Here is a 26,798-nt window from a genome sequence, read left to right as displayed (position 1 = left end):
GGCCCCAAGATCACGGCGATGATGCACAGATTGCTGGGGCCGCTTCGCGGCCCTTTCGCGACACAAGGCCGCTCCCACAAAAAGCTGGTCCTGCACGAGCACGTACCCCCGCAATCCTTTGCTCAGCCCATTCCCTTCTATTAATAAACCTCGGTTATAGCCAAAACCAATCATAAGCATGAGCTTTGCCAATGAGCCTTTATCGGGACCAGCGGTTAGGATTCTCTCCATCAACTGATTCCAACCCCATGAAGGAGCGTCTCTCATGCCTATCATCAACAGCCAGGTCAAACCGTTCAACGCCACCGCCTACCACAAGGGCGAGTTCGTCCAGGTCAGCGAAGCCGACCTGAAAGGCAAGTGGTCTGTCGTGTTCTTCTACCCGGCCGACTTCACCTTCGTCTGCCCGACCGAGCTGGGTGACCTTGCCGACAACTACGCCGAGTTCCAGAAGCTGGGCGTGGAAATCTATGGCGTGTCCACCGACACCCACTTCACCCACAAAGCCTGGCACGACACTTCGGACACCATCGGCAAGATCCAGTACCCACTGATCGGTGACCCGACCCACGTCATCTCGCGCAACTTCGACGTGCTGATCGAAGAAGCCGGCCTGGCCGATCGCGGTACCTTCGTGATCAACCCGGAAGGCCAGATCAAGATCGTCGAACTGAACGACGGTGGTGTAGGCCGCGATGCTGCCGAACTGCTGCGCAAGGTTAAAGCTGCCCAGTACGTTGCCGCTCACCCAGGCGAAGTTTGCCCGGCCAAGTGGAAAGAAGGCGAAGCCACCCTGGCGCCATCGCTGGACCTGGTCGGCAAGATCTGAGTCCATGTGCCAGTCGCGGGCGGTAAGCAGCCGCCAAAGCTGAAGTACTTGCCGCCCCGTCAAACGCCCGGGCGACCTCGCCTGGGCGTTTTTGTATCCGAGTTTTGAAAAAGGAATCGCCCGTATGTTGGACGCCACGCTTAAATCGCAACTGAAAACCTACCTGGAGCGGGTCACCCAGCCGATCGAGATCGTTGCTTCCCTCGACGACGGCGCGAAGTCCCGCGAATTGCACGACCTGCTGGTGGAAATTGCCAGCCTGTCGAGCCTCATTACCTTCAGCGCGGACGGTACCGACGCCCGTCGTCCATCGTTCTCGCTGAACCGCCCGGGAGCCGACATAAGCCTGCGCTTCGCCGGCATCCCCATGGGCCACGAATTCACTTCGCTGGTGCTGGCACTGCTGCAAGTCGGTGGCCACCCGTCCAAGGCCAGTGCCGAAGTGATCGAGCAGATCCAGGCGCTGGAAGGTGAATTCACCTTCGAAACCTACTTCTCGCTGTCATGCCAGAACTGCCCGGATGTGGTCCAGGCGCTGAACCTGATGGCGGTGCTCAACCCCAACGTGCGTCACGTGGCCATCGACGGCGCGCTGTTCCAGGCGGAAGTGGAATCGCGCAAGATCATGGCGGTGCCAAGCATCTACCTGAACGGTGAAGTGTTCGGCCAGGGCCGCATGGGCCTGGAAGAAATACTCGGCAAGATCGACACCAACGCCGGTGCTCGCCAGGCCGAGAAGATCAACGCCAAGGACGCCTTCGACGTGCTGGTGGTCGGTGGTGGTCCAGCCGGCGCTTCGGCAGCCATCTATGCCGCGCGTAAAGGCATCCGCACCGGTATTGCGGCCGAGCGTTTCGGCGGCCAGGTGCTCGATACACTGGCCATCGAGAACTTCATCTCGGTACAGGAAACCGAAGGGCCGAAGCTGGCCACGGCGCTGGAAGAACACGTCAAGCAGTACGACGTGGACATCATGAACCTGCAGCGCGGTGAGGCGCTGATCCCGGCCACCGATGGCGGCCTGCATGAAGTACGCCTGGCCGGCGGCGCCTCGCTCAAGGCCAAGACCGTGATCCTGGCCACCGGTGCCCGCTGGCGGGAAATGAACGTGCCGGGCGAGCAGGAATACCGCGCCCGTGGCGTGGCCTACTGCCCGCACTGCGACGGCCCGCTGTTCAAGGGCAAGCGCGTGGCGGTGATCGGTGGTGGCAACTCGGGTGTGGAAGCGGCCATCGACCTGGCTGGTATCGTCGCCCAGGTGACGCTGATCGAGTTCGACAGCCAGCTGCGTGCCGATGCGGTATTGCAGCGCAAATTGCACAGCCTGCCGAACGTGAAGGTGATCACTAGTGCGCTGACTACCGAAGTGCTGGGCAATGGCGAAAAGGTGACCGGCCTGCGTTACAAGGACCGCACCACCGACCAGCAGCATGAAGTGGCGTTGGAAGGCATTTTCGTACAGATCGGCCTGCTGCCGAACACCGACTGGCTGAAAGGCACCGTCGAGCTGTCGCCGCGTGGCGAGATCATCGTCGATGCCAAGGGCCAGACCAGCATCCCCGGTGTGTTTGCGGCGGGTGATGTGACGACTGTGCCGTACAAGCAGATCGTGATTGCGGTGGGTGAGGGCGCCAAGGCATCGCTGGCGGCGTTTGACCACCTGATCCGCACTTCGGCACCGGCGTAAGCCTGTACCGGCCCCTTCGCGGCTAAAGCCGCTCCCACAGGTACTGCGCAGATTCTGAAAATTGTGCAGATCCCTGTGGGAGCGGCTTTAGCCGCGAAAGGGCCGGCACAAGCAAAACAGAGCCTGAGGGTGTCTATGATTACGATAGACCTCTCAGGAACCACACCCATGACCCTGATCAGCCGCGAACCCTGGTGGCTAGTCCCCCCAAAACCCGGGCAGCAGGAGCAGGACCTGCACTGGGGCTACCTGGAAATCTACGCCGACGGCCGCACCGTGTTCGTCGACCAGCGCCCCAGTGACCGGGAGCTGGCCGAGCGCAAGAGCTGCCGCAACTTCCCCGACCCCGAGCCGTGACGGCTCAGCCTTCCAGTTCGGCCAGGCGTGCCTCCAGCGCCGCGATGCGGGCTTCGAGGGCTTCGATGCGTTCTTCCGACACATTGGCGCCGCTGCTGCGTGCCCCACCTTCCTGCTGCCGTGCGGCCAGGATGGCCTCGATTTCCGCCGGGTCGCCCAAGGCATGGGTGTAACGGTCTTCGCGCTGGCCGGCCTGGCGTGGCAGGTGCAACGCCAGGCCGCGCGAGATCAGGCGCTCCAGCTGGTGCTGGATCTGCTCGGTGTCGTCGAACTCGTGCAGGCGGTTGCTGCGGGTCAGCAGTTCGTTGAGGGTTTGCGGCCCGCGCAGGAACATCAGGCCCATCAGCACCAGTTGCGCCGGCACCAGTTCCAGCGTCTTGTCCACCCGGTGTTCCCAGCGGTCGGCGCGGCTGCCCATCTGCAGGCGAGTCATGTCTTGCCCTTCGAGGGCGCGCAGGGCCTGGCCGACCTGGCCTTGGGTGAGGTTCATCACCGGCTCGCGACTGGTCTTCTGGTTGCAGGCCAGGACCAGGGCGTTGAGGGTCAGCGGGTAGCTTTCCGGGCTGGTGGCCTGCTTCTCGATCAGCGAGCCGAGAATACGGATCTCGATGCTGTTGAAGCGGCCTTCGCCTGCGGTTTCGTGTTCTGACATGGCCCTGTCTCATTGCTGGGGAAAGGCCACTAGGGTAGGTAATGCCGTCGCGTTAGGCAATTGACACCTGTGGGAGCGGGTGAACCCGCTCCCACAGGGCCCCGGCAATCTCAAGCGCTACGCTGCTCTTCGGCCTGGCACGCCGCCGCGGTAAACAGTACATCGGTCGAAGAATTCAGGGCCGTCTCGGCCGAATCCTGCAGCACGCCGATGATGAAACCAACCGCCACCACCTGCATGGCAATTTCGCTAGGGATACCAAACAGGCTGCACGCCAGCGGAATCAGCAGCAGCGAGCCACCGGCCACACCCGAGGCGCCGCAGGCACAGACGGCCGCCACCACGCTGAGCAGCACGGCAGTCGGCAGGTCCACCGGAATACCCAGGGTATGTACCGCCGCCAGGGTCAGCACGGTAATGGTGATGGCGGCACCGGCCATGTTGATGGTCGCACCCAGCGGGATCGATACCGAATAGGTGTCCTCATGCAGGCCAAGGCGCTCCGACAGGGCCAGGTTGACCGGAATGTTGGCCGCCGAGCTACGCGTGAAGAACGCAGTGATACCGCTTTCGCGCAGGCACAGCAGGGTCAGCGGGTAGGGGTTGCGGCGGATTTTCCAATACACGATCAGCGGGTTCATCACCAGTGCCACGAACAGCATGCAGCCGATCAGCACCGCCAGCAGGTGCAGGTAGCCGAGCAGGGCGTCCAGGCCCGACTGGGCCAGCGTGGCGCTGACCAAGCCAAAGATGCCCAGCGGGGCGAAGCGGATGACCACGCGCACGATCAGGGTCACGCCGTTGGACAGGTCCTCGACCACGGTGCGGGTGGTTTCGCCGGCATGGCGCAGGGCCACGCCCAGGCCGATGGCCCAGGTCAGTACACCGATGAAATTGGCGTTGAGCAGGGCGTTGATCGGGTTGTCGACCGCACTCAGCAGCAAGTTCTGCAGCACCTCGGTGATACCGCCTGGCGCGCTCAGCGTAGCGTCGCCGGTGCTCAGCACCAGGCTCGACGGGAACAGCATGCTGGCGACCACGGCGACCACTGCTGCGCTGAAGGTACCCAGCAGGTACAGCCAGAGGATCGGGCGAATATGGGTTTCCTGGCCGTGGCGGTGGTTGGCGACCGAGGCCATTACCAGGATGAACACCAGCACGGGTGCCACCGCCTTCAGGGCGCTGACGAACACTTTCCCGAGGAAGGCCATGTCGCGGGCGATGGCGGGCGCAAGCAGGGCCAGGGCGATGCCGGCGATCAGGCCGATGACGATTTGCGTCACCAGGCTGGTGCGGTTGAGGAAGCGGAGGATGGGGGTCATGTGCAGCGATATCCCGGCATGTTCAAAAAGGGCGCGACTTTACCATAGACCTTCGTCGAGCAGGGGCGGCCTGAAGAAGTCAGCGCCCGCGCCGCCGCGACACCCGTGCCTCGATGTTCTTGCGCCCGATCAGCAGTGGCGGCTTCTCCACTACCGGCTCGTCCGCCAGCCACTTGTACATCACCAGGCAGTCCACCAACCCCAGGCGGGCATGGCGGTAGGCTTTGGGCAAGCGGCCAACGGTATCGAAGCCCAGCTTGTGCCACAGCGCCACTGCCACCTCATTGGTGGCTACCACCGAGTTGAACTGCAGGGCCAGGAAACCTTCCTGGCGTGCCTGTTTCTGTGAGTGTTCGCACATCAACCGCGCAACGCCGCGGCCGCGTGCCGGTTCACAGACCATGTAGCCGCAGTTGCCCACGTGCCCACCGGGCCCGGCGGCATTGGCCTTGAGGTAATACGAACCCAGCATCTGGCCGTCTTCCTCGGCCACGAATGTGCGCATGGGTAGTTCCAGCCACAGCTGGCGGGCCTGATCGAAGCTGAGCGCCGGGTCGAAAGCGTAGGTTTCACGGGCCTGTACGACGGCCTGGAAGGTGGGCCAGAAGCGTTCGAAATCTTCCGGCGTCATTGGGCGGATGTGGATCATGCGGGTTCCTGCAAGGGCTGGGCCGCCCAGTCTGGGTGGCGCGGCGCCGTCGCGCAAGGGCGGCGCCGCCATTTGCGTTCAGCCGTTGGCCTTGCCCACCGCATCCATGGCACGTGCCGAGTAGACCAGCGCGGCGCCGGCGTTCATCGCCACGGCCACGCCGAGGGCCTCGGCGATTTCCTCGCGGCTGGCGCCATGCTTGACGGCTTGCTGCGAATGCACGGCGATGCAGCCATCGCAGCGTGTGGTCACGGCCACGGCAAGGGAGATCAGCTCGCGGGTCTTGGCGTCCAGGTGGTTGGTCTTGGCCCCTGCGCCGCTGGCGGTCATGTAGCCGGCCACGGTGTCAGGAGAAAGCTGCTTGAGATCGCCGATGCCGGCCATCAACTGCTTACGGTAGGCGTCCCAGTCCATCATGCTCATCGTCTTCACCTTGGGGAGGTTGCGAGTGGAGCTTTCAGGCTAGTCGAAGAGTGGGAAGTGTGAGACTTGTACTTTGGTTGGTTGCGCGCAGGCTCTTGGGCTGCGCGCTCCCACACCGATCAGATGTAGATGAATATCAGCACCAAGGCCGCGACGAACGCCCACTTCTCCAGGTAGTAGCGCGTGCGGTTGCGCTTCTTCAGCGCCTTGCCACGTTCGCGGATCTTGTAGATGCGGGTGAACAGCCGGTTGATGCCACCGGTCTTGTCGCCGGCATCGTTGGGTGCGGCGGCAGCGGCCATGACGTTGCGGCTGAACCAGCGGTTGAATGCGGTTGCCCAGCGGTACTTGAGCGGGCGTTCCACGTCGCAGAACAGAATGATGCGGTTGTGCTCGGTGGTATTGGCCGCGTAATGGATGTAGGTCTCGTCGAACACCACACCCTCGCCATCGCGCCAGGAATACTTCTCGCCGTCCACGTCGATGTAGCAACCGTCGTCGTTCGGCGTGTCCAGGCCCAGGTGGTAGCGGTACGAGCCGGCATACGGGTCACGGTGGCGCACCAGCTTGGCGCCTGGCGGCAGGGTGGCGAACATGGCGGCCTTGACCGTACCGATGCCTTTGAGCAACTCGGTGGTGCGTGGGCACAGGGTCATCGCCGACGGGTGGCTTTCGCCGTACCACTTCAGGTAGAAGCGCTTCCAGCCGGTCTTGAAGAATGAGTTGAAACCGACATCATCGTAATTGTCGGATTTCTTGATTTCGCCTACATGCAGCAGCTGTTGGGCTTCCTCGCGGATCTCCTGCCAGTGGTCCTGCAGCGTCTGCAGTTCGGGGAAGGCCTCTACCGGCAGGTATGGCTTGGCCGGGTGCCTGGAAAACAGGTACAGGAAGCTGTTGACCGGGGCCAGGAAGCTGGAGTGGTCGCCCAACTGACGGGTCAGCTTGTGGCGAACGCGACCGCGCAGGTGAACATAGGCGATCGAGAGGACGAAGATGAGGACTAAGGCGATTTTCATGGGCGGATACGTCAAGTAATGGCCATGCGTGATGGCTAAGCCCGCCAGCATAAACAATCGAGCCGTTGCTTTGTAGGAGAATGTTACGCAGCGATGGCAGACCTTGGTACAAGCGTCACCGCCGTACCGAGGTCTGCATGGCGATGCATCAGGCCAGAGTCACCTCGATGCTGCCATCCGTAATGCGGTGCTCAATGCCTTTGTAGCTAACGACATAATCAGTGAATGTGGCGGTCAGGGTCCTTTTCTGCACGTCCCACTGGTATTTCAGGCTGCCACCCACCATGTCATGGATCACATTGCCGATCAAATAGAACAGGCGTGCATGTTGTTCATTGAACATCATCAAGATGCCCTGGGAAGCCTGCTCCACGTGCTGGGTCGCGAGGAGTCGGATGCGCCCGTCTTGGAGATCCTTGAATGCGATGGTTGAAGCGTCAAGGTTGCCCAGCGACGGGATTATCACCGGATCGAGTTTAGCCTGAACCCGGCCAGTACCAACGCTGTTGTGCCTTGCATGGTTGGCCAGCGACAAGGACAGTGAGCCATTCACAATTTCAACGCGGCCCATGGGATCTTCGATGGTGTAGTGGAATGTTGCGCTGAATGCCTTGGAAGTCTCATCCATCTGGGTGATCTTGATTTCACCCCCGGTCGCCCAGCCTGAACGATCAATCGAAGTCGAACCGAAATAGGCGCTGATCTCGGCTTCCTCGCCCGCACCGATGGTGAGGGCTGCGCCTTCAACCAGGCGGTGTTCCGGGATTTTCAGGACTACGAAGCTATAAGCGCTATCCGACCCCTCCGTGTACTGAACGCCGAGAAATGTGCGGTTGCCAAAACTGACATTTGTATCTAATTCGTTAGTCTTGAACTCCCGGTCATGCCCATCCCAATTCAGCGTTGCTTGCATGGACGACTCGGTATTCTGAATGTGCTGGTGCGCTTTCATGTCAGTATCCAGATAGTGAATGGAAGCTCCAGCGTATGGTGGGAGGGCTGCCCGCGAAACTGGTAGAACTGCCAGTTGCTCAATGGACGCCTTGAGGAACAGCACGATGACATCGGTCAGCGGACGTATCGAAAAACCATTCAAGCGGTTGTTTTTCGCCTTGCCGGTCAGCGAGGCTCAGCGTCGCGCCCTGGCCCAGTGGCGACGTGGCTTGAACCTGCGCAGCGGCAAGCCGGTGCCAGCCACCAACTTCCACGTGACATTGCTGTTTCTGGGCGATGTGGATACCGCTCAGGTGCCTGCAATTTGCGCGGCGGTCGACCAGCTTTCGGTGTCGTCCGCAGCACCGCGGCTGGTACTGGACCGCTTGCAGGTGTGGCAGCGGGCCAGCGCCCTGGTGCTGGAGGCGCAACAGACCCCACCGGCCCTGTTGCAACTGGTGTACAGCTTGCAGCAGGCGCTGCTGCCGTTGGGGGTGGAAGCGGCCGGCCGTGAGTATCGCCCGCACCTGACGCTGGCCAGGGATTACCGCGGCCAGCCGCCAGAGGCCAGCAGCGCGCCGGATTTCTACCTCACCGCCCGCCATTTCACACTGTACGAGTCGCGCAAGGGTGCTTACTGGCCATTGGCACAATGGCCGCTGTCGAGCTGATTCAGGCCATGGCCTCGCAGTCTGCGAACATCTGCTCGCCCAGCGTGCGTGCGGTGTGCAGATGCGCTGCCGGGGCTGCGCCTTCGCTGTCGTCCAGCAGGGTGGAGCTGAGTACCTCGGCGCCGCAGTAGTCGAAAATGCCGTGCTCGATCTGCACGCGCATTGCCTCGCCATAACCATGCCGCTCGAAGGTACCGCTATCGGCACCGGCGACGCCGACCAGGTGCACCTTCATGCCGCGCAGCTTCTTGACGGTGATGCCCTCTTCATAATCGAAGGCCCAGCCATTGCTGAACACCCGCTCGACCCAGCCTTTGAGCAAGGCCGGCAGTGACCACCAATAGATGGGGTAGACCAGCACCAGCGCATCGGCGCGTTCGATGCGCGCCTGCTCCCTGAGTACATCCGTCGGCGGGGCTGCCTGCCTGCGGTGCACTGCGTGGTCGGCCAGGCCGAAACGCGGGTCGAAACCTTCACTTGCCAGGTCGGCGATTTCGCTGCTGTGGCCGGTGTTGGCCAGGCCGTCGGCGATCTGCCGGGCAAGGGCATGGGTGAGGGATTGCGGGTCGTGATGACCGACGACGATCAGGGCGTGCATGGCGGGGTCTCCAAGACGAGATGCAGGACTACCCGGAGCGCTATATACTCAAGGTAAGTTACGTTTAGTAAGTTACTTTTGGTAGGTAAGCGATGTCAAGCGATGATCAAACCCGCTCGCGCAAGCGCCTGAGCCGCGACGAGCGTCGCCGGCAGTTGCTCGATGTAGCCTGGCAGCTTGTACGGGACGAGGGCACTGATGCCTTGAGCCTGGGCCGTTTGGCCGAGCAGGCGGGGGTGACCAAGCCGGTGGTCTATGACCATTTCGAGACCCGCACCGGGTTGTTGGTGGCGCTGTATCAGCAATACGATGCACGACAGTCGCGGATGCTGGAGCAGGCACTGGCGCATTGTGACGCCAGCCTGGCCAGCCGCGCCGGTGTGATTGCCGAGGCATACGTGGACTGTGTGATGAGCCAGGGGCGGGAGATACCCGGAGTGTCGGCGGCATTGGCCGGGTCGCCGGAAATGGAGGCGCTCAAGCGGGCCTATGAACAGCCGTTTCTGGACAAATGCCGCGAGGCGCTGGCCGGTTTTTCGCCCAGTGGCGAGATTGGGGTGGCGGGCATGCGCCTGTTGGTGGGCGCGGCGGATGCCTTGTCGCAGGCGGCTGCGGCGGGGGAGTTGGAGGTGTGGCAGGCCAAGGCCGAATTGCAGGCAGCGATAGTGGCGATGGTCGAGCGGCAATGAAGCCTTGAGAGTGCCGGGGCTGCTCTGCAGCCCATCGCCGGCAAGCCAGCTCCACCTGGACCACACCAGCCTCAAGCCATGTGCAAATACCTGTAGGAGCGGCCTTGTGTCGCGATGGGGCGCGAAGCGGCCCCAGGTTTTCAGCTTCGCAACAAAGATTGCCGGGGCCGCTGCGCGGCCCATCGCGACACAAGGCCGCTCCTACAAGGGCCAGTGCTGGCTTGATAGAGATATCCAAGACAGTTGCTCCCACATCGACCGCATCGGTTTCAAGCCATGTGCAATCCCTGTGGGAGCTGGCTTGCCGGCGATGAGGCCAGGGCAGGCGATCACACCGGCAGGCTCCGGGACGGCAATTCATCCCCCGGGCTGCGGTCGAACTGGCGCTTGTACTCGCGGCTGAACTGCGAGGTGCTCTGGTACCCCACCCGGTGCGCGGTCTGCGCCACCCCCAGGCCTTCGCCGATCAGCATCTGCTGCGCCTTCAGCAGCCGCAGGCGCTTGAGGTACTGCATCGGTGCCATGTCGGTGCAGCGCTTGAAGTGCTCGTGAAAGGTCGAAACACTCATGTTGGCGCGCGCGGCCAGCGCTTCGACGCTCAGCGGCTCGGTGTAGTGCTCGCGCAGGTGCGCTAGGGCGGCGCCGATACGGGCGAAGTGCCCTTGCTGCTCCACCAAGGCCCGCAAAACGCCCGCCTGTGGACCGCGCAAGGCGGTGTACAGCACCTCGCGTACCCGCGCCGGGCCAAGCACCCTGGCGTCTACTGGGTCCTGCAGGCAGAACAGCAGCCGCTCCACGCTTTCGCGCATCGGCGCATCGAGTGCTGCCGAGGTCATCGACTGCGGGGTTTGCGCCTGCACCGCGGTGTCGGGCGCCAGGGCCATGCTTTGCACCAGTTCGCCCAGCACGCCGCGGTCGATGTCCACTGCCACGCCCAGCAACGGTGCTTCGGGGGTGGCGAAGGTTTCGCACATGAACGGCACCGATAATGCCTGAACCAGGTAATGCCCGGCGCCGTACTCCAGGGTACGCGGCCCCAGGCGCGCCAGCTTGCTGCCCTGGGCCAGGATCATCAGGCTGGGTTCGTAGATCTGTGGGCTACTGGCCACATAGTGGTCCCAGCTCAGCACCTGCACCTGGGGCAGGTGCGTGGGCACGAAACCCGGATGTGTGGCGAGTCTGCGGATAAGTGTGCAAAGCGGCGCATTGGCGTCGACGTGGCGGGTCAGCTGCATGATGGACCTGGGCAGAGGATCAGACAGCCTAATCATCGCAGAATGAGTGCTCGGTGCCAGGTGCTGCATGGCATCTTCGGAGAATAAGGCATGCATGCCGGAGAATCAGCCGTGGGCGAGGCGGCGCATGGCGCGCAGAATGCGCCGCCTGAATCGTTTCACTTCATAGCGAGGCCCTGCATGTATACCGCCATCGGTTACGCCGCCCAGACCCCCACCAGCCCTCTGGCTCCCATGACCTTCGAACGTCGCAGCCCGCGCCCTGACGACGTCGCCATCGATATCCTGTACTGCGGCGTGTGCCACTCTGACATTCACCAGGCGCGCAACGAATGGGGCATTGCCGTGTACCCGCTGATGCCTGGCCACGAAATCATCGGCCGCGTCACCGCAGTGGGCGACAAAGTGACCGCGCACAAGGTCGGCGACCTGGTTGGCGTTGGTTGCATGGTCGACTCGTGCCGCCACTGCGAAGCCTGTGCCAAGGACCTGGAGCAATACTGCCTGGAAGGGCCGACCATGACCTACGCCACCCCGGACCGGGTCGACGGTAGCAACACCATGGGCGGTTACTCCAGCAGCATCATGGTCAGCGAGCACTTCGTGCTGCGCATCCCGGCCGGCATGGACCTGCCCAGCGCCGCGCCAATCCTCTGTGCCGGCATCACTACCTATTCGCCACTCAAGCACCACGGTGTCGGCCCTGGCCACAAGCTCGGCATCCTCGGCATGGGCGGCCTTGGCCACATGGCTATCAAGCTGGCCAAGGCCCTGGGCGCCGAAGTGACCTTGTTTACCCGCTCCCAGGCCAAGGCCGAGGAAGCCCGCCGCCAGGGCGCCGACCATGTGATCGTGTCCACCGATGCCGAGCAGATGCGCGCCGCAGCGGGCCATTTCGACTTCCTGCTCGACACCATCCCGGTGCAGCACGACCTCAATCCGTACCTGGAAACCCTGAAATTCGATGGTGTGCACATCCTGGTCGGCCTGATCGAGCCGATCGACCCGGCAGTGCATGCGGCCAATCTGGTGATGAAGCGCCGGGTGCTGGCGGGGTCGTTGATCGGTGGTATTGCCGAGACACAGGAAGTGCTGGATTTCTGTGCCGAGCACGCGATTCGTTGTGATATCGAGTTGCTGGATATCCGCAATATTAACCAGGCTTTTGAGCGAATGATTGCCGGGGATGTGAAGTACCGGTTCGTCATCGACATGGCCACTTTGCAGGGCTGATTGGTTGCCTGTACCGGCCTCTTCGCGGGTGAACCCGCTCCCACAGGTATCGTGCAGGTTTCAGGGTCTGTGTTGAACCCTCCCACAGGGACTGCACAGACCTTGGCGTCTGTGATGTTCCCTGTGGGAGCGGGTTCACCCGCGAAGAGGCCGGTACAGGAAATGAAGAAGCTGGATCTGTTACCAGGCCAATGCCCTGTCCCAGCCTTTCCAGAACAACCACCGCCGTACCTCGCCATGCGCCCCGGTACCGATCTGCCAGGCCGGCCGCCCGCTGTCCAGGGCAATCACCGAAACGAACCCGGCATGGCTCGCCGCGACCAGCGTACGCCCGTCCGCACTGATATCCAGCGCACTGATGGTCGACCCCAGGTAATGCTGCCAATGCTCCACGCCATCCTCGCCAAATGCGCGCAGGTAACCATAGGCATCCCCCACGATATACTCACCGTCGCGCGCCACGCCGGCATACACCCGTGCGCCATCCTGTACCAGCGGGGTACGCGGGTCCTGGCTGTAGTAGTCGGTATCCAGCCCCGGCAAGTCGGCCACCCTGACGGCCTGCGTGGCACCGCTGTAGAAATGGCAGGCATTGACTATCAACTGGTCACCCGCGCGGTTGAACAGCGCAAAGTGCGGATACTCGCTGGCCGGGCCGATCGCCGCCACGGGTTTGAGTTGGTCATCCAGCACCAGGTGACGGCTGCCTTGCTCGCCAACCACGATCAACCGGCCATCCACCGATACCGCACCGTGCTCCATGCTCAGCCCGAGGCTGATGTCGTCGGGGTCGGTGCCTTCGTCCAGCTCGTCGAGCACTCGCACCTGGTGCGGCAGCAGGCGGGTCGCGCCGTGGCGCGTCAGCAGGAAGATACCCTCGGCACTCACCAGCAGCACCCGCTGGCCATCCGGGAAGGGAATCAACGTGGTCGGTGTGGGCGGCAGGTCGAATGGCTCGAACGGGTAACCCGGCGGCAACCCCTCCAGCCCCGTGGGCCAGGCCAGGCGCAGCACCTGCGGGCCGCCCCAGCCATCGGTCACGCGTATGCCTTCGGCATTGGCCAGGGCGAAATAGCGGCGGGCCGGGCAGCGGCCGAAGTGATCGACGCCGATCACCGGGGTCACCCCCAGGTTGTCAATGCGCACCACCTGGCCCTTGTCATGCGGCATGCCGATGCGAGCCAGCAGGCTACCGTCCTCCAGCAGCAGGACATTGCCAATGCCTTGCCCGTGCTCCTTGATCAGCGGCAGCAACGGGTGGTGGGCGGGCGGCCAGGCTTCGCGGAAGGCTTGCTGCTCGGAGGCTTCGATGCCAGGCCGGTTGGCTGCCTGCAGGGCTTGCAGCCAGGCATCGAGCAAATGCTCGGTGGCTTGTGGCAGGGGCTCTTCGAGGTCATCCCAGCCTTGCGCGCGGCCCTGCGCGACATAGTCGTTGACGGCCTGGGCATAGGCGGTGATTGCCTGCTGCCACTGTTGCTGCTGGGAGTGCTGCTGGTCCATGAGCGGATCGGGCTCCTTGTTGCATACGCGTTCGCACAAAGCGCGCATGTTACTCCTTCTGCCCGCCTCGCGGTTGTGAGCCCCCGGCTTGACGCGTACCATGCCGGGCATTCCTTCAAATAACAAAGCGTGCATCGACACCCCGGAACGCGGGTGGCTGATGTGCGTCCTGTTGCCATGCCTGCGGAGAAGCGGTTTTCACCCATGAACGGACCCATACCCACCAACATGCCACCCACGGCGGGTAGCGGCAGCTGGCTGAGCGTCGTTGCCCTGGCCCTGGCGGCCTTCATCTTCAACACCACCGAGTTCGTCCCGGTGGCGCTGCTCAGCGACATCGGCCGCAGCTTCGACATGAGCACCGCGCAGGTCGGCCTGATGCTGACCATCTACGCCTGGGTGGTGGCGCTGGCCTCGCTGCCGATGATGCTGTTGACCCGCAACATCGAGCGGCGGCGGCTGTTGCTGTTCGTGTTCCTGGTGTTCATCGTCAGCCATATGCTGTCGTGGTTGTCACAGAGCTTTGCCATGTTGCTGGTCAGCCGTATCGGTATTGCCCTGGCGCATGCGGTGTTCTGGGCCATCACCGCCTCCCTGGCGGTACGCGTGGCGCCGCCGGGTCAGCAGGCCAAGGCGCTGGGCCTGCTGGCCACCGGCACCACCCTGGCCATGGTCCTTGGCATCCCGCTTGGCCGCGTGGTGGGCGAAGCGCTGGGCTGGCGCATCACCTTCCTGAGCATTGCCGGGGTGGCGCTGGCGACCATGCTGTGCCTGATGAAGTCGCTGCCGCTGCTGCCCAGCCAGAACTCGGGCTCGTTGCGCAGCCTGCCGATCCTGTTCAAGCGCCCTGCGCTGGTGATCACCTATGTGCTGGTGACGCTGGTGATTACCGCGCAGTTCACCGCCTACAGCTACATTGAGCCGTTCGCCCTGCACGTGGCGCAGATAGGCGGTGAGCGCACCACGCTGTTGCTGCTGCTGTTCGGCGGTGCCGGGGTGTTCGGCTCGTTGCTGTTCAGCCGTTACAGCGACCGCTTCCCACATGGCTTCCTGGTGGGCTCGATCGGCCTGCTGGCGGCGTGCCTGTTGCTGCTGTTGCCGCTGTCGGGCAACTTCTACATGTTCGCTGCATTGAGCATGTTCTGGGGGGTGGCAATCCTCAGCTTCAGCCTGTCGCTGCAATCCAAGACCCTGAAGCTGGCGTCCGATGCCACCGATGTGGCCATGGCGCTGTTCTCGGGAATCTACAACATCGGCATTGGCGGTGGCGCCTTGCTGGGCAGTATCGTCAGCAGCCAGTCGGATGTGGCGGATATCGGCCTGGTGGGCGGTAGTGTGGCGGTGGCCGGGTTGCTGCTGGCCGTTGCCAGCACCCGACGGTTCCGCGAGGCGCTGACGCACTGATCTGGGGCTGGCGCGTTCTTTGTAGGAGCGGCCTTGTGTCGCGATGGGGCGCGCAGCGGCCCCGGATTTCAGCGTTACAACGGATATCGCCGGGGGCCGCTGCGCGCCCCATCGCGACACAAGGCCGCTCCTTGTATGTTGTGTCTGGCCTAGCGGGAGAGGTTATTCTCGTCGGGCTGAAGAAGCACTTCCGGGGAGGCCGATCGCTCCTGAAGGCAGGCATTGCCCCTGACCTTGTATGTAGAGAGGCCCCCCGCCTCATTGCCCACTGCGAAGAGTATCGAGAAGCCGACAAGTCGGACTTCGCATTACAAGGTTGCAGCAGCATGAAGTTCGAGGTCGGGGAACCGGAGGCCATTGTTACCTAACTCGCTTGGAGAGGGAAGAAATGAGTGTCTGGGTTGGCGTCGATATCGGCTCACGTACTTCGGTCGTTGGGGTGCGTAAAGATGGGCGTCCGGCCGGACAGTGGGATATCGCTCAAACCCCTGCAGGCCGTAAGGCTGCGGTGAAAAAGCTGCTGGCACTCAAACCCAAGTCGATCGTGATGGAGGCGACCGGAATCTATTACCTGGACTTGGCCCTTGAGCTACATGCGGCTGACCTCCCTGTATCCGTGATCAACCCCAAGAGCTTCCACAATTTCGCCAAACTAATGCTGGTGAACAGCAAGACCGATGCAATAGATGCTCAACTGCTGTCCGAGTACGGCGAGCGTATGACACCGCGCTTGTGGACACCTCCAAGCCTTGTGCAGCTTGAGCTGAGGGCTCTGGGGCGACACATCAATCGTTTGGTGGGGCATCGTACAAGGGCGAAGAACGAACTGCATGCATTGCAGGCGACCGCTACAACCGTGTCGATGCTGATCGAGGATCAGGAGGAAGCGATTGCTTCACTGGATAATCGAATTGAGCGCTTTCGTAAGGCGGGCCGCGAGCTGGTCGCCCAGTGTCCGACGCTTACTCGGCAGTACAAGCAGCTGCTCGCAGGGCCTGGGATGGGAGAAGTCTCGGCACTTGCGGCATTGGCTGAACTGACCATCCTTCCTCAAATACTCAAGTCCTCGCAGGTAGCTCGCCACGCGGGTCTCGATGTTCGACAGACCCAATCGGGAACGAGCATTGATAAGCCCGGCAGACTCGGCAAAAGTGGGAATGCTTATCTACGGGCAGCCATGTACATGCCTGCCTTGACCGCAGTGCGCTGCGACCCTTATGCGAAGGCTTTTTACGAGTCGTTGGTCAACAGGGGCAAGAAGAAAATGCAGGCTATCGCTGCTGTCATGCGCAAGTACCTGACAGGCATCTGGGCATGCATGCGCGGGGATGAGCCATTTGATACGGCCAAGCTTTTCAGCTCTGAACACCTCAGAAAAGCTTGACCGCCAACAGAGTATCTACAGGCTCTCTGCAGGCCTGTGGGAACACCTGTTTCAGGCTCAAGCCAGTACAGCAGCCCACGCAGAAATCAACAACACCCCCGCCAACACCTGGTTGAACACCCGCAACCGCCGCGGTGCCTGCAACCATCGCGCGCTGCCCATCCCCAGCAGCGCCCACGCCGCCATGCATGGCAGGGCAATCAGCAAGAACACCAGCGCCAGTTGCCATACCGGCAACGACGGCGCGGCAAACACTCCGACCACCGCCACGGCCATCAACCACACCTTGGGGTTCACCACCTGCAACGAGGCCGCACTGAGTGCACTGAAGCCTTGCGCCGTGGCCGCCTGCAGCGGGGCGGCAGCACTGCGCAGCATCTTCCACGCCAGCCAGCTCAACCACAAAACCCCGGCCCAGCTCATCAACTGCTGGGCCAGCGGGTGGCGCAGCAGCAGTTCACCCAGCCCCAGGCCCACCATCAGCACGATCGCCGCTGCTGCGCCGCAGGCCGCCACGATCGGCGCCAGGCTCGCGCGCAGGCCAACGCGGGCGCCATGGGCGAGTATCAACAGGTTGGTCGGCCCCGGGCTGATGCTGGACACCAGGGCAAACAGGATGAAGGGCAACAACGACTGCGACATGATCAAGGGCTCCGGATAAACGAAGCACCATGCTCGCTGCCCGCAGCCTTTCAGTCTGGAAGGTTTGAGCAGCGCCTGCGGTAGTCGGCCGGGGTCAGCTGGTAGGCACGGCGGAACCAGCGCCCCAGGTGGCTCTGGTCGGCAAAGCCCAGGGCCATTGCCACTTCGGTGGGTGTCTGGCCCCGGGCGAGCAGGCGCCGCGCCCGGGCCAGGCGCAGCTGGATCAGATAGGCATGTGGCGCCAGGCCGAATGCGGCCTTGAACGCGCGGGTCAGGCGGAAGCGGTCGATGCCACAGGCCTGGGCCAGGTCTTCCAGGCCGATGTCGCGCTCCAGGTTGGCGTGCAGGTAATCCCGCGCGCGCTGCGCGGTCAGCGGTAGGCGCGGGTCCGGGTTCAGGCGTCGGCGCCAGTGCAGGTGGCGGGTCAGGCAGGTCAGCAGGTCGTCCATGGCCGTCTGCCGGACTATGCGCAAGTCCTGGGTATGCACGGCCTGGAAGGCGAGGGCAGTGGCACGCGCCAGGCGCTCATCGTGGCACAAGGTATCGGCGAAGCTGGGCAGGCTGTCGCCCGGCGCGTGTTCGAACAGTGCCCGCAGTTGGCTGTCCGCCCAGGTGGGTTCCAGGTACAGGGTCGAATAGGTGAAGCCGTCCTCGGTGGGCGCATGGCCGTCATGGATTTCACCGGGCTCCAGCAGAAATACGTGCCCCGGCGTGCTGCGATGGCGTACTCGCCGGCAATCGAATTGCTGCACACCTTGCTCGGTAACGCCAACCAGGAAGCTGTCGTGCCAGTGCGGGTCGTAGGCATGCCCGACGAAATGCGCGCGGACCGACTCGATGCCGGTGTCGGCGTCTTGCTTGAGGTCGATCCAGTTGCTCATGGGGGCGTGCCGTGGCAGAAATCGCTACCTTAGCGCAGTGGCCAGGCTCAGTCTGGAACGATTGTGCAGCCGTTGGTCAGCGCTCGGTTGCGCAAGGCTTCGAAGCGTTCGCGCAGCCACAGGTGCAGTTGCGCCACCGCGGGCGTGAGCTGCTTGCGGTGCGGGCACACCAGGGTGACCGGTGCGGGTTCACCGAGGTGCTCGGGGAGGATGATTTCCAGCTCGCCGGCGGCGATGTTGGCGCTCACGTCCAGCCACGACTTGTAGACAATGCCTTCGCCCTGCAAGGCCAGGCGGCGGATCACGTCGGCATCGTCGCTGACCAGTGGCCCGCGCACCTGCACGGTGCGGTTGCCCACTCGCCACTTGTCGTAGACCCGGTTGTGCTGCATGTACAGCAGGCAGGCGTGCTGCTGCAGGGCATCGGGCGTGAGCGGGCGGCCATTACGGGCCAGGTAGTCGGGCGCGGCCACCAGCACCCGGCGGTTCCAGTCGGCCAGTGGCAGGGCAATGTAGTTGGCGTCCTGGTTGAGGCCATAACGGATCGCCACGTCTACCGGGTCGCGGTTGAGGTCGGCGATCTGGTCGGACAGAAGAAAGCGCAGGTGCAAGGCCGGGTGCTCGCGACGGAAGGCGCTCAACCACGGCAGCAACATGTTGCGGCCCAAGTCGGACGGTGCCGATACCTGCAGGGTGCCGCGCAGGGTGTTGGCGTTGCCATGCAGGTCTTCACGCCCCTGACGCAGGCTCTCCAGCACATTCAGGGCAGTCGGCAGGTACAACTCGCCTTCGGCGGTCAGGCGCAGGCTGCGGGTGGTGCGGGCGAACAGGCGCACGTCCAGGTCGCGCTCCAGGCGCTTGATCGCGGCGGCCACTTGGCCCGGCAGCAGTTCAGCCTCGTGGGCGGCGGCGGTAAAGCTGCCCAGCACGCTGCTGCGGACGAACAGTTCGAGGTCGGCGATGCGCAGCATTTTCACTCCTGGGATGAAAGTGTTGCTCCATTGTGCCGGTTTTTCTTTTCTGCAGGAAAGATAAGATGCTTGGCAAATCCCCTGTTCATTCCCGGAGTTGTTGCATGGATACCGTCTCGCTGGCCAAGCGCCGTTACACCACCAAAGCTTACGATGCCTCGCGCCGTATTCCCCAGGCCACTGTTGATGCTCTGCTCGAGCAACTGCGCCACAGCCCGTCCTCGGTCAACTCGCAGCCGTGGCATTTCATCGTTGCCGACAGCGCCGAAGGCAAGGCCCGCCTGGCCAAGAGCACCACAGAGCGCTATGCCTACAATTCGCCGAAGATCCTCGATGCCTCGCATGTGATCGTGTTCTGCACCCGCACCGAGATGACCGAAGCGCACCTCAATGCCGTGCTCGACCAGGAAGCTGCCGATGGCCGCTTCCGCGATGATCAGGCGCGTGCCGGGCAAAACCAGAGCCGCCGGCACTACGTCGACCTGCACCGCTTTGATCAGAAGGACGTGCAGCACTGGATGGAAAAGCAGACCTACCTGGCGTTGGGTACTGCCTTGCTGGGGGCTGCAGCACATGGGCTGGATGCCACGCCGATCGAAGGATTCGACAGCAAGGTCCTCGATGCCGAGCTGGGCTTGCGCGAGCGTGGGTTCACCAGTGTGGTCATTCTCAGCCTGGGGTATCGCAGCGAGACGGACTTCAACGCTGGCTTGAACAAGTCGCGGTTGCCGGCTTCGCAGGTGTTCACCTTCTTGTGAGATTGCCCGGGGCCGCCCTGCGGCCCTTTCGCGACGCAAGGTCGCTCCTACAGGATGGCATCGCCTTCAAGACTTTCACAGGCCTCATGAACTGGCATATGTCCGGCATATGCCGCATACTTGTCGGCAAACGCCGGAAAGGAGAGAGCCATGCTTGCCGAAGTGCTTCGCGACAACGGTTACCACGAGTACCGGGCGCGCCTGCATGCACTGCTGGAAATCCCCGAACTCGCCAGTGACTTCGAAATCCACACCCGCATCACCGATGGCTTCGCTGCCACCTGGCTGGTGAAACTGACCGAACTCGGCGTGTTCACCCCTGTGGAGCGTGACCAGATCATTCCCTTGCGCACACTGAAAACCCGCATTGAACGTGACCAGCCACTGACCGTGGAAGAAAGTGACCGGCTGTTCCGCTCGGCCCATATCACCGCCATGGCCGAAGCCGTGTTCGGTGAGGCAGGCAAGGCCAAGCGCTGGCTGTCCAAGCCCAAGGAGCGCTTCTCGGGGCTTACGCCGATGCAGATGCTCACTACCCAGCAGGGCACCACCCAGGTCGAAGAGATGTTGCTGCAGATCGCCGAGGGCTTCGGCCTGTGATTCTGTGGCGTATCAGCGCCTATGCAGACTTGAGCGGAACAGGCGGCTTGCGTGTCAGCGGCCGCTGGCACCAGGCGGGCCGGCCAGTGGTGTATGCAGCCACCAGCCCGGCCGGGGCGATGCTCGAGGTGCTGGTGCACCTGGAGATCGACCCTGAGGATTTCCCCACCACCATGCGGCTGCTGCGTATCGAGTTGCCCGATACCGTTTCGCAAGCGCAGTTGCCCGCCTTGCAGCCTGGCTGGTCAAGCCAGACCGAACTGACTCGGGGCCTGGGCAACCGCTTTCTGGATGAGTGCTCGGCATTGCTGCTGCCGGTGCCGAGCGCGATCATGCCCAGCACCACCAATTACCTGTTCAACCCGCGCCATCCGCAGGCAAACAGCGCCAGGCTCGAGGTCGAGGACTTCACCCCGGACAGCCGGCTGTTCTAGGGCGGCTTCACCAAAGTGCCGCTGACGCCGCTGTCAGCACCCGGCCAAACACTTCGAGCGCTTTGTCCACTTCAGCCTCGCTGGTGAAGCGGCCGATGCTCAGGCGCACGCTGTTGCGTGCCTGGCATTCATCCAGCCCCAGCGCGAGCAGCACATGCGAGGCCGCATTGCTCGCCGAGTTGCAGGCCGAGGTGGTTGACAACGCCAGTTCGCTGGCCAGCGCCGCGCTGTTGAAACCCTTGCTGTCGATACACAGGTTCAGCGTATGGGGAATGCGTTGCTTGGCGCAGCCGTTGAGGGTAACGCCGGGCAGGGCCAGCAGGCCTTCGCGCAAGCGCCTGGCCAGTTGCTCAAGGCGCAGGTGTTCGCTGTCGCCGGGTTGGCCGGCCAGGGCAAAGGCACTGCCCATGCCGGCAATCTGGTGGGTTGCCAGGGTGCCGGAGCGCAGGCCCTGCTCATGGCCGCCGCCGTGCATCTGCGCCCGCATCAGCGTGCGAGCGCGTGGCCCGACGTAGAGCGCACCGATGCCCTTGGGCCCATACACCTTGTGCGCCGAGAACGACATCAGGTCCACGGCCATCGTGCCCAGGTCAATGGCCAGTTTGCCCACTGCCTGCGCCGCATCCACGTGCAGCAGGGCACCGTGGGCACGTACCTGTTCGCCAATTGCGGCAAAGTCGGTAATCGTGCCCAGCTCATTGTTGACCGCCATCAGCGACACCAGGCGGGTATCGGCGCGCAGCGCCGCCTGCACTGCAGCAGGCTGAATCAGGCCGGCGGCATCCGGTGCCAGGCGGGTGACAGCCCAGCCCTGGCGTTCCAGTTCTACCACCGTGTCGAGCACGGCCTTGTGTTCCAGCTGGCTGGTGATCAGGTGCCCGGGCTGGTCGAGGCCTTGAGCAATGCCCTTGAGCGCCAGGTTGTTGGACTCGGTTGCACCCGAGGTCCAGACCAATGCACCGGCCTGCGCGCCAACGCGTTCGGCCACTTGCTGGCGGGCCTGCTCCACAGTGTGGCGGGCTGCCTGACCGAAGGCATGGCCACTGGACGCAGGGTTGCCGAAGTTGGCCTGATTGCCAAGGCATGCGAGCATGGTTTCGATGACCCGGTCGTCGACCGGAGTGGTGGCGGCGTAGTCGAAGTAGAGCGGGGCGCTAGGCATTGTGGCGGGTCCGTTTCTGTCGCCGTCAAATCGGCGATCGTTGGAGCAAGCGTACCCGCTGCTTGAGAGATATTTTTCGCTTCCAGTGCGCTTATTCAAAAGATACGCAAGAAAATTTTCTCTCTAATGGCATTTAAGTGGAAATTTTTTCTCCGCTCCAGAAGCAGGCAAGCAAGGCCCCTCGTCAGCCATCCTCAGGACGGTTCCAAGGCCCTCTGTTCCTCGGCCACCACACGTTCGCACAACTCGGTGATTTGCTCGCGCATCCAGCGATTGGCCGGGTCCTGATCGGTGCTTTCGTGCCAGTACAGGTGTGTTTCCAGCGCAGGGACCTCCACCGGCAGTGGCTGGTAACGCAACTGATGGCGGCGGGCGAAGCGCTCGGGGACGGTCATCGCCATATCGGTCTGCTGCAACACCTGCGAGGCCATCAGGTAATGCTGCGAGCGCAAGGCGACCTTGCGCTGCACGCCCATCTTGCCCAGAGCCAGGTCGACATAGCCCAGGCCGTTGCGGCGGCTGGAGATATGGATGTGGGTCATGCCCAGGTAGTTGTCGAGGGTCAACTTGCTGTCGGCCAGCGGGTGGCCCTGGCGCAGGGCGCAGACATAGCGGTCTTGCATCAGTTTGACGTGGCGCACCTGCGGGTCGGTGTTCAACGGTGCGTCGATGGCGAAGTCCAGGCGGCCGGCGGCGAGTTCCTTGGTGGTCTCGCGGCGCTTGCACAAAAAGCTTTCGATCAGCACCGCCGGGGCCAGGCGGCGCAAGCGCTGGAACAGCGGCGGCAGGATCACCGCTTCGGTCAGGTCGGTCATGCTGATGCGGAAGGTCTTGTTGGCCTGTTGCGGGTTGAAGATGCGGCTTTCCTGCACCGAGGTGCGCAGCAGGGCCAGGGCATTGCGCACCGGGCCGATGATGTTCTGCGCCATGGGCGTCGGCACCATGCCTTGCGCGGTACGCACGAACAGCGGGTCATTGAATGTTTCGCGCAGCCGCGAGAGGGCGTTGGATACCGCCGGCTGGGTGATGCCGACGATCTGCCCGGCGCGGGTCAGGTTGGCTTCGGTGTAGATAGCATCGAACACGATGAACAGGTTGAGGTCGACCTTGCTGAGGTTCATGGGCGCCGCTCTTTGTTGGAATTATGGGTTGATCATATATCGCTTATGAATGTTTATACACGCGGAAAATAGACTAGGTGGATGGGGACATGCTGCTCTAGGCTCTGGCCCATGTACTTCGAACCGTGAAGGTAGCCCCGATGGATTTCGCCTATTCGCCCAAGGTCCAGGCATTGCGTGAGCGCGTCAGCGCGTTCATGGACGCCTATGTCTACCCCGCCGAGGCGGTGTTCGAGCGCCAGGTCGCCGAGGGTGACCGCTGGCAGCCCACCGCGATCATGGAAGAACTCAAGGCCAAGGCCCGCGCCGAAGGGCTGTGGAACCTGTTCCTGCCCGAATCGGAATACGGTGCCGGTCTGAGCAACCTGGAATACGCCCCGCTGGCGGAAATCATGGGCCGTTCGTTGCTCGGCCCGGAGCCGTTCAATTGCTCGGCGCCGGACACCGGCAACATGGAAGTGCTGGTGCGCTATGGCAGCGAAGCGCAGAAGCGCCAGTGGCTGGAGCCGCTGCTGCGTGGCGAGATCCGTTCGGCATTTGCCATGACCGAACCGGATGTGGCCTCCTCGGATGCCACCAACATGGCCGCCACTGCCGTGCGTGACGGTGACCAATGGGTAATCAACGGTCGCAAGTGGTGGACCTCCGGCGCTTGCGACCCGCGCTGCAAGGTGATGATCTTCATGGGCCTGTCCGACCCTGAAGGGCCACGCCACCAGCAGCACTCGATGGTGCTGGTGCCCACCGATGCGCCCGGGGTGAAAATCGTCCGGCCGCTGCCGGTGTTCGGTTATGACGACGCACCTCACGGCCACGCCGAAGTGCTCTTCGAAAACGTACGGGTGCCGTACGAGAACGTGATCCTCGGTGAGGGCCGTGGCTTCGAGATTGCCCAGGGGCGCCTTGGCCCGGGGCGTATCCACCACTGCATGCGCTCGATCGGCATGGCCGAGCGCGCGCTGGAACTGATGTGCAAGCGCTCGGTGGAGCGTACCGCCTTCGGCCGGCCACTGGCGCGTCTGGGCGGCAACGTCGACAAGATTGCCGACTCGCGCATGGAGATCGACATGGCCCGGCTGCTGACGCTGAAAGCGGCGTACATGATGGACACGGTCGGCAACAAGGTGGCCCGCAGCGAGATTGCGCAGATCAAGGTAGTGGCGCCGAACGTGGCACTGAAGGTGATCGACCGGGCTATCCAGATTCATGGCGGGGCGGGGGTGAGTGGCGATTTCCCGCTGGCTTACATGTACGCCATGCAGCGCACCTTGCGCCTGGCCGACGGGCCGGATGAAGTGCACCGGGCGGCGATTGGCAAGTATGAGATCGGCAAGTACGTGCCGGCGGAGATGTTGCGTAGCGGGCGGTGATTTTGCCGGCTTGTTCCGGCCTCTTCGCGGGCTTGCCCGCTCTCATAGAACTGCACATAACTCATTGAATTAGCAGGGACCCTGTGGGAGCGGCTTTAGCCGCGAACACCGGCGCAGCCGGTGCCATGCACCGCGTTGGATTCTTCGCGGCTAAAGCCGCTCCCACAGAGTACGAGGATCGCTTGCGAGTTCAGTTTTCTGTGCGATAGCGCAGCCCAAAGGGCTGGGCAATCTCCCACAGGTACTGTGCCGCCTCCAAGCTGTGCGTAATACCTGTGGGAGCGGGCAAGCCCGCGAAGAGGCCCTTGACGGTTCACTGCGTCTTTAGGTCCACCACCAGATCCTTGGCCGCCTTCGTCGCCAGCAGACCCATGAGCTTGCTCATCTCAGACTTTGTAAGAAACATCTGAATTTCGACTCAAGCCACTTGAGCCTCCCTTGCTGATGTTAGGTTTTCAACCTCAACCATGCACAGGGAGTTTGCATATGCGCACCAGTCTCGGGGGAAAAGGTCAGGCAGTAGATGGCGATGTCACCACAACGGGGGCCGTCTGTATTGCGACGGGCGCCGGATATCTTGACGAGGGCCGAATGGTGCTGCGCGAAGGTGATCGGACCACGCCATGCCCTCTCTGCGGGCAGGAGGGGATGGTCGCTGAAGGGGTGGACCACTTCATTTCCGATGGCCGCCGGGTGGCCATGGACGGTGCACTGGTAGTCTGTGGCTGTCCACCGGGCAGCAATCGGGTGGTCGCACCGTTGGATGAAGCATTTCCGCCCCTGCGTTCCCTTGCAGGGCGCGCGAATAGCCACTCTGCCGCGCCATCAGCCGCGGTCTACCCCGAACGTTTCTCCCAACCCGTAGCAGGTGCGTTGCCCGGAACCCTGGAGCCCGGGTTCTATGTAGTGCCTCGGCGCATGTCATTCGCACAGGTGCTGCTGCAACTGGCCGAGCACGATGCCACGTTGCCAATCTCCCGGCTGCAGCGGCTTAACCCGACGTTTGATCAAGGCTTCAAGGCGGGGGAAATCTTCGTTATCGGTGACCCTGACAATGGTGATGCTTGCACCCGCGAGGAAGGCCAGTTGATGGCGGCAGCGCAGCATGCACGCCGTGCGCTGGCGGTGCTCGATTTCGCCGAAGCGGACTTCATGATGGAGCATCAGGCCGAAATCGCCGGCTTGCTCAGTAATGCCAGCCAGTCCATGGGCGTGGGCAAGGACATGCTGGAGCAGGGGCTGAAGCAGGTCAGTCATACGCTGACCAGTATCGAACACCTGCATCAGCGCGAGTTTATGGAGCATGGCCATCTGAACAGCCAAAGTTTCTTTGCCGAACGGCGAAAACTGCTCCAGCAGCTGGATGGACAGTTGAAAGCGGCATTGCTTAACAAGCAGCTGAACCTAGGGAACTATGAACGGCTCAAGAAGAGCTTGAACATTTCGACCAAGAGCCTTGTGCACCACTGGTCGAAGGCCGGCGGGCCGGGGCAGATTCCGGGGTATGCGACGCATCTGGACAAGGTGGCGCGACTCAGCAAGTTTCTTGAGTACGGTGGCTACGCTGCGATTGGGTTGGGTGGGACTTCTTCGTATCTGAAAGTGCAAGAAGTTTGTCGGGCAGGGGAGACTGAGGATTGTAAAAAAGTCAGACTGACCGAGACGGGAGGTTTTGCTACTGGAACTGCCGGAGCAATGGCTAGCACTTTAGGAGCAAACCTCCTATCCGGAACAATTTGTGCCGCTGTTACAATGGGCTCGGCAGGTCTGGCTGCGCCGGTATGCGGCATTGTATTGGTGGGCGCCAGCGGCACGGCTGGGGGAGTGCTGGGCGGGAAGCTCGGTGAATCCGTGGGCGAGTTTATTTACGAGGCAACCAGTGATTGACATTACTGGCTGGCAACCACTTGCTAAAGTGGCGCTTCTATTAAGTCCTTTCGCTATCGCCATACCAGGACTAGTCCTTAGTGCTGTTTCAACGTTGACCAAAGATTATGACGTCGCCTGCTCGGCCATCACCAGTAACCCCTATTTTGAAAGCATCAAGCGTTATTGGGGTTGTGGGTCATTCAAGTGGCGCTGGATGACGCTATGTACGGCAAGTGGGTTAGTGGCATTTCCGTGGCTAGCGCTGCGAATGGGTCAACTGGATGCTGGCGAGCTAAATGCGTTTCCGAAGAAGCTTAAACGCAGGTTGAAAATTTCAGCCTGGCTAAACATGACTGGGTGCATCTGGATGGTGATTGTATGGGCGTTATTTAAGTTCAAGTAGGG

The 26,798-nt window shown here is 62.6% G+C and carries 28 protein-coding genes; 14 read left to right on the top strand and 14 right to left on the bottom strand.

Features of this window, described 5'->3' with window-relative positions:
- Window positions 1–265 precede the first annotated feature (265 nt).
- The 3 genes from ahpC to R9B85_RS02755 all read left to right on the top strand — a co-directional run bounded on the left by ahpC (window position 266) and on the right by R9B85_RS02755 (window position 2,873).
- Window positions 266–829 (top strand): alkyl hydroperoxide reductase subunit C, encoded by a 564-nt coding sequence (ahpC, locus tag R9B85_RS02765; protein WP_004375926.1) that lies wholly within the window; start codon window positions 266–268, stop codon window positions 827–829.
- A gap of 124 nt (window positions 830–953) precedes the next feature.
- Window positions 954–2,516 (top strand): alkyl hydroperoxide reductase subunit F, encoded by a 1,563-nt coding sequence (ahpF, locus tag R9B85_RS02760; protein WP_112252769.1) that lies wholly within the window; start codon window positions 954–956, stop codon window positions 2,514–2,516.
- A gap of 168 nt (window positions 2,517–2,684) precedes the next feature.
- Window positions 2,685–2,873 carry a hypothetical protein gene (locus R9B85_RS02755; RefSeq protein WP_013973178.1) on the top strand — a complete coding sequence of 63 codons (189 nt, stop codon included), beginning with the start codon at window positions 2,685–2,687 and terminating at the stop codon, window positions 2,871–2,873.
- Between the two features lie 4 nt (window positions 2,874–2,877).
- Here R9B85_RS02755 and R9B85_RS02750 read toward each other — a convergent pair whose 3' ends face one another.
- From R9B85_RS02750 to R9B85_RS02725, 6 genes are all read right to left on the bottom strand, one after another.
- A complete protein-coding gene (locus tag R9B85_RS02750) occupies window positions 2,878–3,525 on the bottom strand; it encodes a YceH family protein (RefSeq protein WP_112252768.1) in 648 nt (215 codons plus the stop codon).
- A 110-nt stretch (window positions 3,526–3,635) separates the two neighbouring features.
- On the bottom strand, window positions 3,636–4,847 hold the full coding sequence (gene sstT, locus R9B85_RS02745; protein ID WP_252378348.1) for a serine/threonine transporter SstT: 1,212 nt from the start codon (window positions 4,845–4,847) through the stop codon (window positions 3,636–3,638).
- Between the two features lie 79 nt (window positions 4,848–4,926).
- Window positions 4,927–5,496 carry a GNAT family N-acetyltransferase gene (locus tag R9B85_RS02740; RefSeq protein ID WP_112252766.1) on the bottom strand — a complete coding sequence of 190 codons (570 nt, stop codon included), beginning with the start codon at window positions 5,494–5,496 and terminating at the stop codon, window positions 4,927–4,929.
- Window positions 5,497–5,574: 78 nt separating this feature from the next.
- Window positions 5,575–5,919 (bottom strand): carboxymuconolactone decarboxylase family protein, encoded by a 345-nt coding sequence (locus R9B85_RS02735; protein WP_013973174.1) that lies wholly within the window; start codon window positions 5,917–5,919, stop codon window positions 5,575–5,577.
- 119 nt (window positions 5,920–6,038) lie between these two features.
- Entirely contained in the window at window positions 6,039–6,938 is a 900-nt protein-coding gene (gene lpxO / locus R9B85_RS02730) for a lipid A hydroxylase LpxO (protein ID WP_207878260.1), read from the bottom strand.
- A gap of 148 nt (window positions 6,939–7,086) precedes the next feature.
- On the bottom strand, window positions 7,087–7,890 hold the full coding sequence (locus tag R9B85_RS02725) for a hypothetical protein (RefSeq protein WP_423770803.1): 804 nt from the start codon (window positions 7,888–7,890) through the stop codon (window positions 7,087–7,089).
- Between the two features lie 106 nt (window positions 7,891–7,996).
- On the opposite strand from R9B85_RS02725, the gene thpR reads away from it, so the two are divergent.
- On the top strand, window positions 7,997–8,542 hold the full coding sequence (gene thpR, locus R9B85_RS02720) for an RNA 2',3'-cyclic phosphodiesterase (protein WP_423770802.1): 546 nt from the start codon (window positions 7,997–7,999) through the stop codon (window positions 8,540–8,542).
- 1 nt (window position 8,543) lies between these two features.
- Here thpR and R9B85_RS02715 read toward each other — a convergent pair whose 3' ends face one another.
- Window positions 8,544–9,140: an NAD(P)H-dependent oxidoreductase gene (locus R9B85_RS02715; RefSeq protein WP_423770801.1), complete on the bottom strand. Its 597-nt coding sequence runs from the start codon at window positions 9,138–9,140 to the stop codon at window positions 8,544–8,546.
- Window positions 9,141–9,232: 92 nt separating this feature from the next.
- On the opposite strand from R9B85_RS02715, the gene R9B85_RS02710 reads away from it, so the two are divergent.
- Window positions 9,233–9,829 carry a TetR/AcrR family transcriptional regulator gene (locus tag R9B85_RS02710; RefSeq protein WP_423770800.1) on the top strand — a complete coding sequence of 199 codons (597 nt, stop codon included), beginning with the start codon at window positions 9,233–9,235 and terminating at the stop codon, window positions 9,827–9,829.
- Between the two features lie 329 nt (window positions 9,830–10,158).
- Here R9B85_RS02710 and R9B85_RS02705 read toward each other — a convergent pair whose 3' ends face one another.
- Complete coding sequence (locus tag R9B85_RS02705; protein ID WP_423770799.1) at window positions 10,159–11,064, bottom strand: AraC family transcriptional regulator N-terminal domain-containing protein; 906 nt, start codon at window positions 11,062–11,064, stop codon at window positions 10,159–10,161.
- Between the two features lie 180 nt (window positions 11,065–11,244).
- Between R9B85_RS02705 and calA the strand changes: the two genes are divergently transcribed.
- Window positions 11,245–12,297: a vanillin reductase gene (gene calA, locus R9B85_RS02700; RefSeq protein ID WP_215520650.1), complete on the top strand. Its 1,053-nt coding sequence runs from the start codon at window positions 11,245–11,247 to the stop codon at window positions 12,295–12,297.
- Between the two features lie 180 nt (window positions 12,298–12,477).
- Here the strand turns inward: calA and R9B85_RS02695 are convergent, their stop codons facing one another.
- Window positions 12,478–13,797: a hypothetical protein gene (locus R9B85_RS02695; RefSeq protein WP_423770798.1), complete on the bottom strand. Its 1,320-nt coding sequence runs from the start codon at window positions 13,795–13,797 to the stop codon at window positions 12,478–12,480.
- A gap of 204 nt (window positions 13,798–14,001) precedes the next feature.
- Between R9B85_RS02695 and R9B85_RS02690 the strand changes: the two genes are divergently transcribed.
- Complete coding sequence (locus tag R9B85_RS02690) at window positions 14,002–15,201, top strand: sugar transporter (RefSeq protein WP_112252761.1); 1,200 nt, start codon at window positions 14,002–14,004, stop codon at window positions 15,199–15,201.
- Between the two features lie 388 nt (window positions 15,202–15,589).
- Window positions 15,590–16,585, top strand: a complete 996-nt coding sequence (locus tag R9B85_RS02685) for an IS110 family transposase (RefSeq protein WP_085627414.1) — start codon at window positions 15,590–15,592, stop codon at window positions 16,583–16,585.
- Window positions 16,586–16,642: 57 nt separating this feature from the next.
- Here the strand turns inward: R9B85_RS02685 and R9B85_RS02680 are convergent, their stop codons facing one another.
- Genes R9B85_RS02680 through R9B85_RS02670 form a run of 3 tightly spaced genes read right to left on the bottom strand, consistent with a single transcriptional unit; the run spans window position 16,643 to window position 19,079 of the window.
- On the bottom strand, window positions 16,643–17,227 hold the full coding sequence (locus R9B85_RS02680) for a LysE family translocator (RefSeq protein ID WP_112252760.1): 585 nt from the start codon (window positions 17,225–17,227) through the stop codon (window positions 16,643–16,645).
- A gap of 50 nt (window positions 17,228–17,277) precedes the next feature.
- A complete protein-coding gene (locus tag R9B85_RS02675; RefSeq protein WP_423770797.1) occupies window positions 17,278–18,108 on the bottom strand; it encodes an AraC family transcriptional regulator in 831 nt (276 codons plus the stop codon).
- Between the two features lie 47 nt (window positions 18,109–18,155).
- Window positions 18,156–19,079: a LysR family transcriptional regulator gene (locus R9B85_RS02670; protein WP_207879611.1), complete on the bottom strand. Its 924-nt coding sequence runs from the start codon at window positions 19,077–19,079 to the stop codon at window positions 18,156–18,158.
- 104 nt (window positions 19,080–19,183) lie between these two features.
- Between R9B85_RS02670 and nfsB the strand changes: the two genes are divergently transcribed.
- The 3 genes from nfsB to R9B85_RS02655 all read left to right on the top strand — a co-directional run bounded on the left by nfsB (window position 19,184) and on the right by R9B85_RS02655 (window position 20,871).
- Window positions 19,184–19,837: an oxygen-insensitive NAD(P)H nitroreductase gene (nfsB, locus tag R9B85_RS02665; RefSeq protein WP_085624491.1), complete on the top strand. Its 654-nt coding sequence runs from the start codon at window positions 19,184–19,186 to the stop codon at window positions 19,835–19,837.
- 150 nt (window positions 19,838–19,987) lie between these two features.
- Window positions 19,988–20,437: an antitoxin Xre/MbcA/ParS toxin-binding domain-containing protein gene (locus R9B85_RS02660; RefSeq protein WP_207879609.1), complete on the top strand. Its 450-nt coding sequence runs from the start codon at window positions 19,988–19,990 to the stop codon at window positions 20,435–20,437.
- Window positions 20,434–20,871, top strand: a complete 438-nt coding sequence (locus tag R9B85_RS02655) for an RES family NAD+ phosphorylase (RefSeq protein WP_015270851.1) — start codon at window positions 20,434–20,436, stop codon at window positions 20,869–20,871. The genes R9B85_RS02660 and R9B85_RS02655 overlap by 4 nt, the downstream gene beginning before the upstream one ends.
- 7 nt (window positions 20,872–20,878) lie before the next feature.
- On the opposite strand, the gene R9B85_RS02650 is transcribed toward R9B85_RS02655, so the two are convergent.
- Complete coding sequence (locus R9B85_RS02650) at window positions 20,879–22,033, bottom strand: cysteine desulfurase family protein (RefSeq protein ID WP_112252757.1); 1,155 nt, start codon at window positions 22,031–22,033, stop codon at window positions 20,879–20,881.
- A 194-nt stretch (window positions 22,034–22,227) separates the two neighbouring features.
- Window positions 22,228–23,154, bottom strand: a complete 927-nt coding sequence (locus tag R9B85_RS02645; RefSeq protein WP_112252756.1) for a LysR family transcriptional regulator — start codon at window positions 23,152–23,154, stop codon at window positions 22,228–22,230.
- A gap of 140 nt (window positions 23,155–23,294) precedes the next feature.
- On the opposite strand from R9B85_RS02645, the gene R9B85_RS02640 reads away from it, so the two are divergent.
- The 3 genes from R9B85_RS02640 (at window position 23,295) to R9B85_RS02630 (ending at window position 26,796) form a co-directional block, all read left to right on the top strand.
- Window positions 23,295–24,524 carry an acyl-CoA dehydrogenase gene (locus R9B85_RS02640; protein WP_112252755.1) on the top strand — a complete coding sequence of 410 codons (1,230 nt, stop codon included), beginning with the start codon at window positions 23,295–23,297 and terminating at the stop codon, window positions 24,522–24,524.
- 486 nt (window positions 24,525–25,010) lie between these two features.
- Complete coding sequence (locus tag R9B85_RS02635; protein WP_112252754.1) at window positions 25,011–26,411, top strand: PAAR domain-containing protein; 1,401 nt, start codon at window positions 25,011–25,013, stop codon at window positions 26,409–26,411.
- Complete coding sequence (locus R9B85_RS02630) at window positions 26,404–26,796, top strand: hypothetical protein (RefSeq protein WP_133295872.1); 393 nt, start codon at window positions 26,404–26,406, stop codon at window positions 26,794–26,796. The genes R9B85_RS02635 and R9B85_RS02630 overlap by 8 nt, the downstream gene beginning before the upstream one ends.
- Window positions 26,797–26,798 lie beyond the last annotated feature (2 nt).

The sequence above is a fragment of the Pseudomonas sp. NLJ1 genome (genome assembly GCF_049486705.1).
Taxonomy (GTDB): Bacteria; Pseudomonadota; Gammaproteobacteria; order Pseudomonadales; family Pseudomonadaceae; genus Aquipseudomonas; species Aquipseudomonas inefficax.
Note: the sequence above shows the minus strand (reverse complement) of the source record. Positions and strands in the feature narration are given on the sequence as shown.

Coding starts and splice junctions, on each gene's coding strand:
- ahpC (WP_004375926.1), top strand. CDS start 266: ATGCCTATCATCAACAGCCAGGTCAAACCGTTCAACGCCACCGCCTAC.
- ahpF (WP_112252769.1), top strand. CDS start 954: ATGTTGGACGCCACGCTTAAATCGCAACTGAAAACCTACCTGGAGCGG.
- R9B85_RS02755 (WP_013973178.1), top strand. CDS start 2,685: ATGACCCTGATCAGCCGCGAACCCTGGTGGCTAGTCCCCCCAAAACCC.
- R9B85_RS02750 (WP_112252768.1), bottom strand. CDS start 3,525: ATGTCAGAACACGAAACCGCAGGCGAAGGCCGCTTCAACAGCATCGAG.
- sstT (WP_252378348.1), bottom strand. CDS start 4,847: ATGACCCCCATCCTCCGCTTCCTCAACCGCACCAGCCTGGTGACGCAA.
- R9B85_RS02740 (WP_112252766.1), bottom strand. CDS start 5,496: ATGATCCACATCCGCCCAATGACGCCGGAAGATTTCGAACGCTTCTGG.
- R9B85_RS02735 (WP_013973174.1), bottom strand. CDS start 5,919: ATGAGCATGATGGACTGGGACGCCTACCGTAAGCAGTTGATGGCCGGC.
- lpxO (WP_207878260.1), bottom strand. CDS start 6,938: ATGAAAATCGCCTTAGTCCTCATCTTCGTCCTCTCGATCGCCTATGTT.
- R9B85_RS02725 (WP_423770803.1), bottom strand. CDS start 7,890: ATGAAAGCGCACCAGCACATTCAGAATACCGAGTCGTCCATGCAAGCA.
- thpR (WP_423770802.1), top strand. CDS start 7,997: ATGACATCGGTCAGCGGACGTATCGAAAAACCATTCAAGCGGTTGTTT.
- R9B85_RS02715 (WP_423770801.1), bottom strand. CDS start 9,140: ATGCACGCCCTGATCGTCGTCGGTCATCACGACCCGCAATCCCTCACC.
- R9B85_RS02710 (WP_423770800.1), top strand. CDS start 9,233: ATGTCAAGCGATGATCAAACCCGCTCGCGCAAGCGCCTGAGCCGCGAC.
- R9B85_RS02705 (WP_423770799.1), bottom strand. CDS start 11,064: ATGCAGCTGACCCGCCACGTCGACGCCAATGCGCCGCTTTGCACACTT.
- calA (WP_215520650.1), top strand. CDS start 11,245: ATGTATACCGCCATCGGTTACGCCGCCCAGACCCCCACCAGCCCTCTG.
- R9B85_RS02695 (WP_423770798.1), bottom strand. CDS start 13,797: ATGGACCAGCAGCACTCCCAGCAGCAACAGTGGCAGCAGGCAATCACC.
- R9B85_RS02690 (WP_112252761.1), top strand. CDS start 14,002: ATGAACGGACCCATACCCACCAACATGCCACCCACGGCGGGTAGCGGC.
- R9B85_RS02685 (WP_085627414.1), top strand. CDS start 15,590: ATGAGTGTCTGGGTTGGCGTCGATATCGGCTCACGTACTTCGGTCGTT.
- R9B85_RS02680 (WP_112252760.1), bottom strand. CDS start 17,227: ATGTCGCAGTCGTTGTTGCCCTTCATCCTGTTTGCCCTGGTGTCCAGC.
- R9B85_RS02675 (WP_423770797.1), bottom strand. CDS start 18,108: ATGAGCAACTGGATCGACCTCAAGCAAGACGCCGACACCGGCATCGAG.
- R9B85_RS02670 (WP_207879611.1), bottom strand. CDS start 19,079: ATGCTGCGCATCGCCGACCTCGAACTGTTCGTCCGCAGCAGCGTGCTG.
- nfsB (WP_085624491.1), top strand. CDS start 19,184: ATGGATACCGTCTCGCTGGCCAAGCGCCGTTACACCACCAAAGCTTAC.
- R9B85_RS02660 (WP_207879609.1), top strand. CDS start 19,988: ATGCTTGCCGAAGTGCTTCGCGACAACGGTTACCACGAGTACCGGGCG.
- R9B85_RS02650 (WP_112252757.1), bottom strand. CDS start 22,033: ATGCCTAGCGCCCCGCTCTACTTCGACTACGCCGCCACCACTCCGGTC.
- R9B85_RS02645 (WP_112252756.1), bottom strand. CDS start 23,154: ATGAACCTCAGCAAGGTCGACCTCAACCTGTTCATCGTGTTCGATGCT.
- R9B85_RS02640 (WP_112252755.1), top strand. CDS start 23,295: ATGGATTTCGCCTATTCGCCCAAGGTCCAGGCATTGCGTGAGCGCGTC.
- R9B85_RS02635 (WP_112252754.1), top strand. CDS start 25,011: ATGCGCACCAGTCTCGGGGGAAAAGGTCAGGCAGTAGATGGCGATGTC.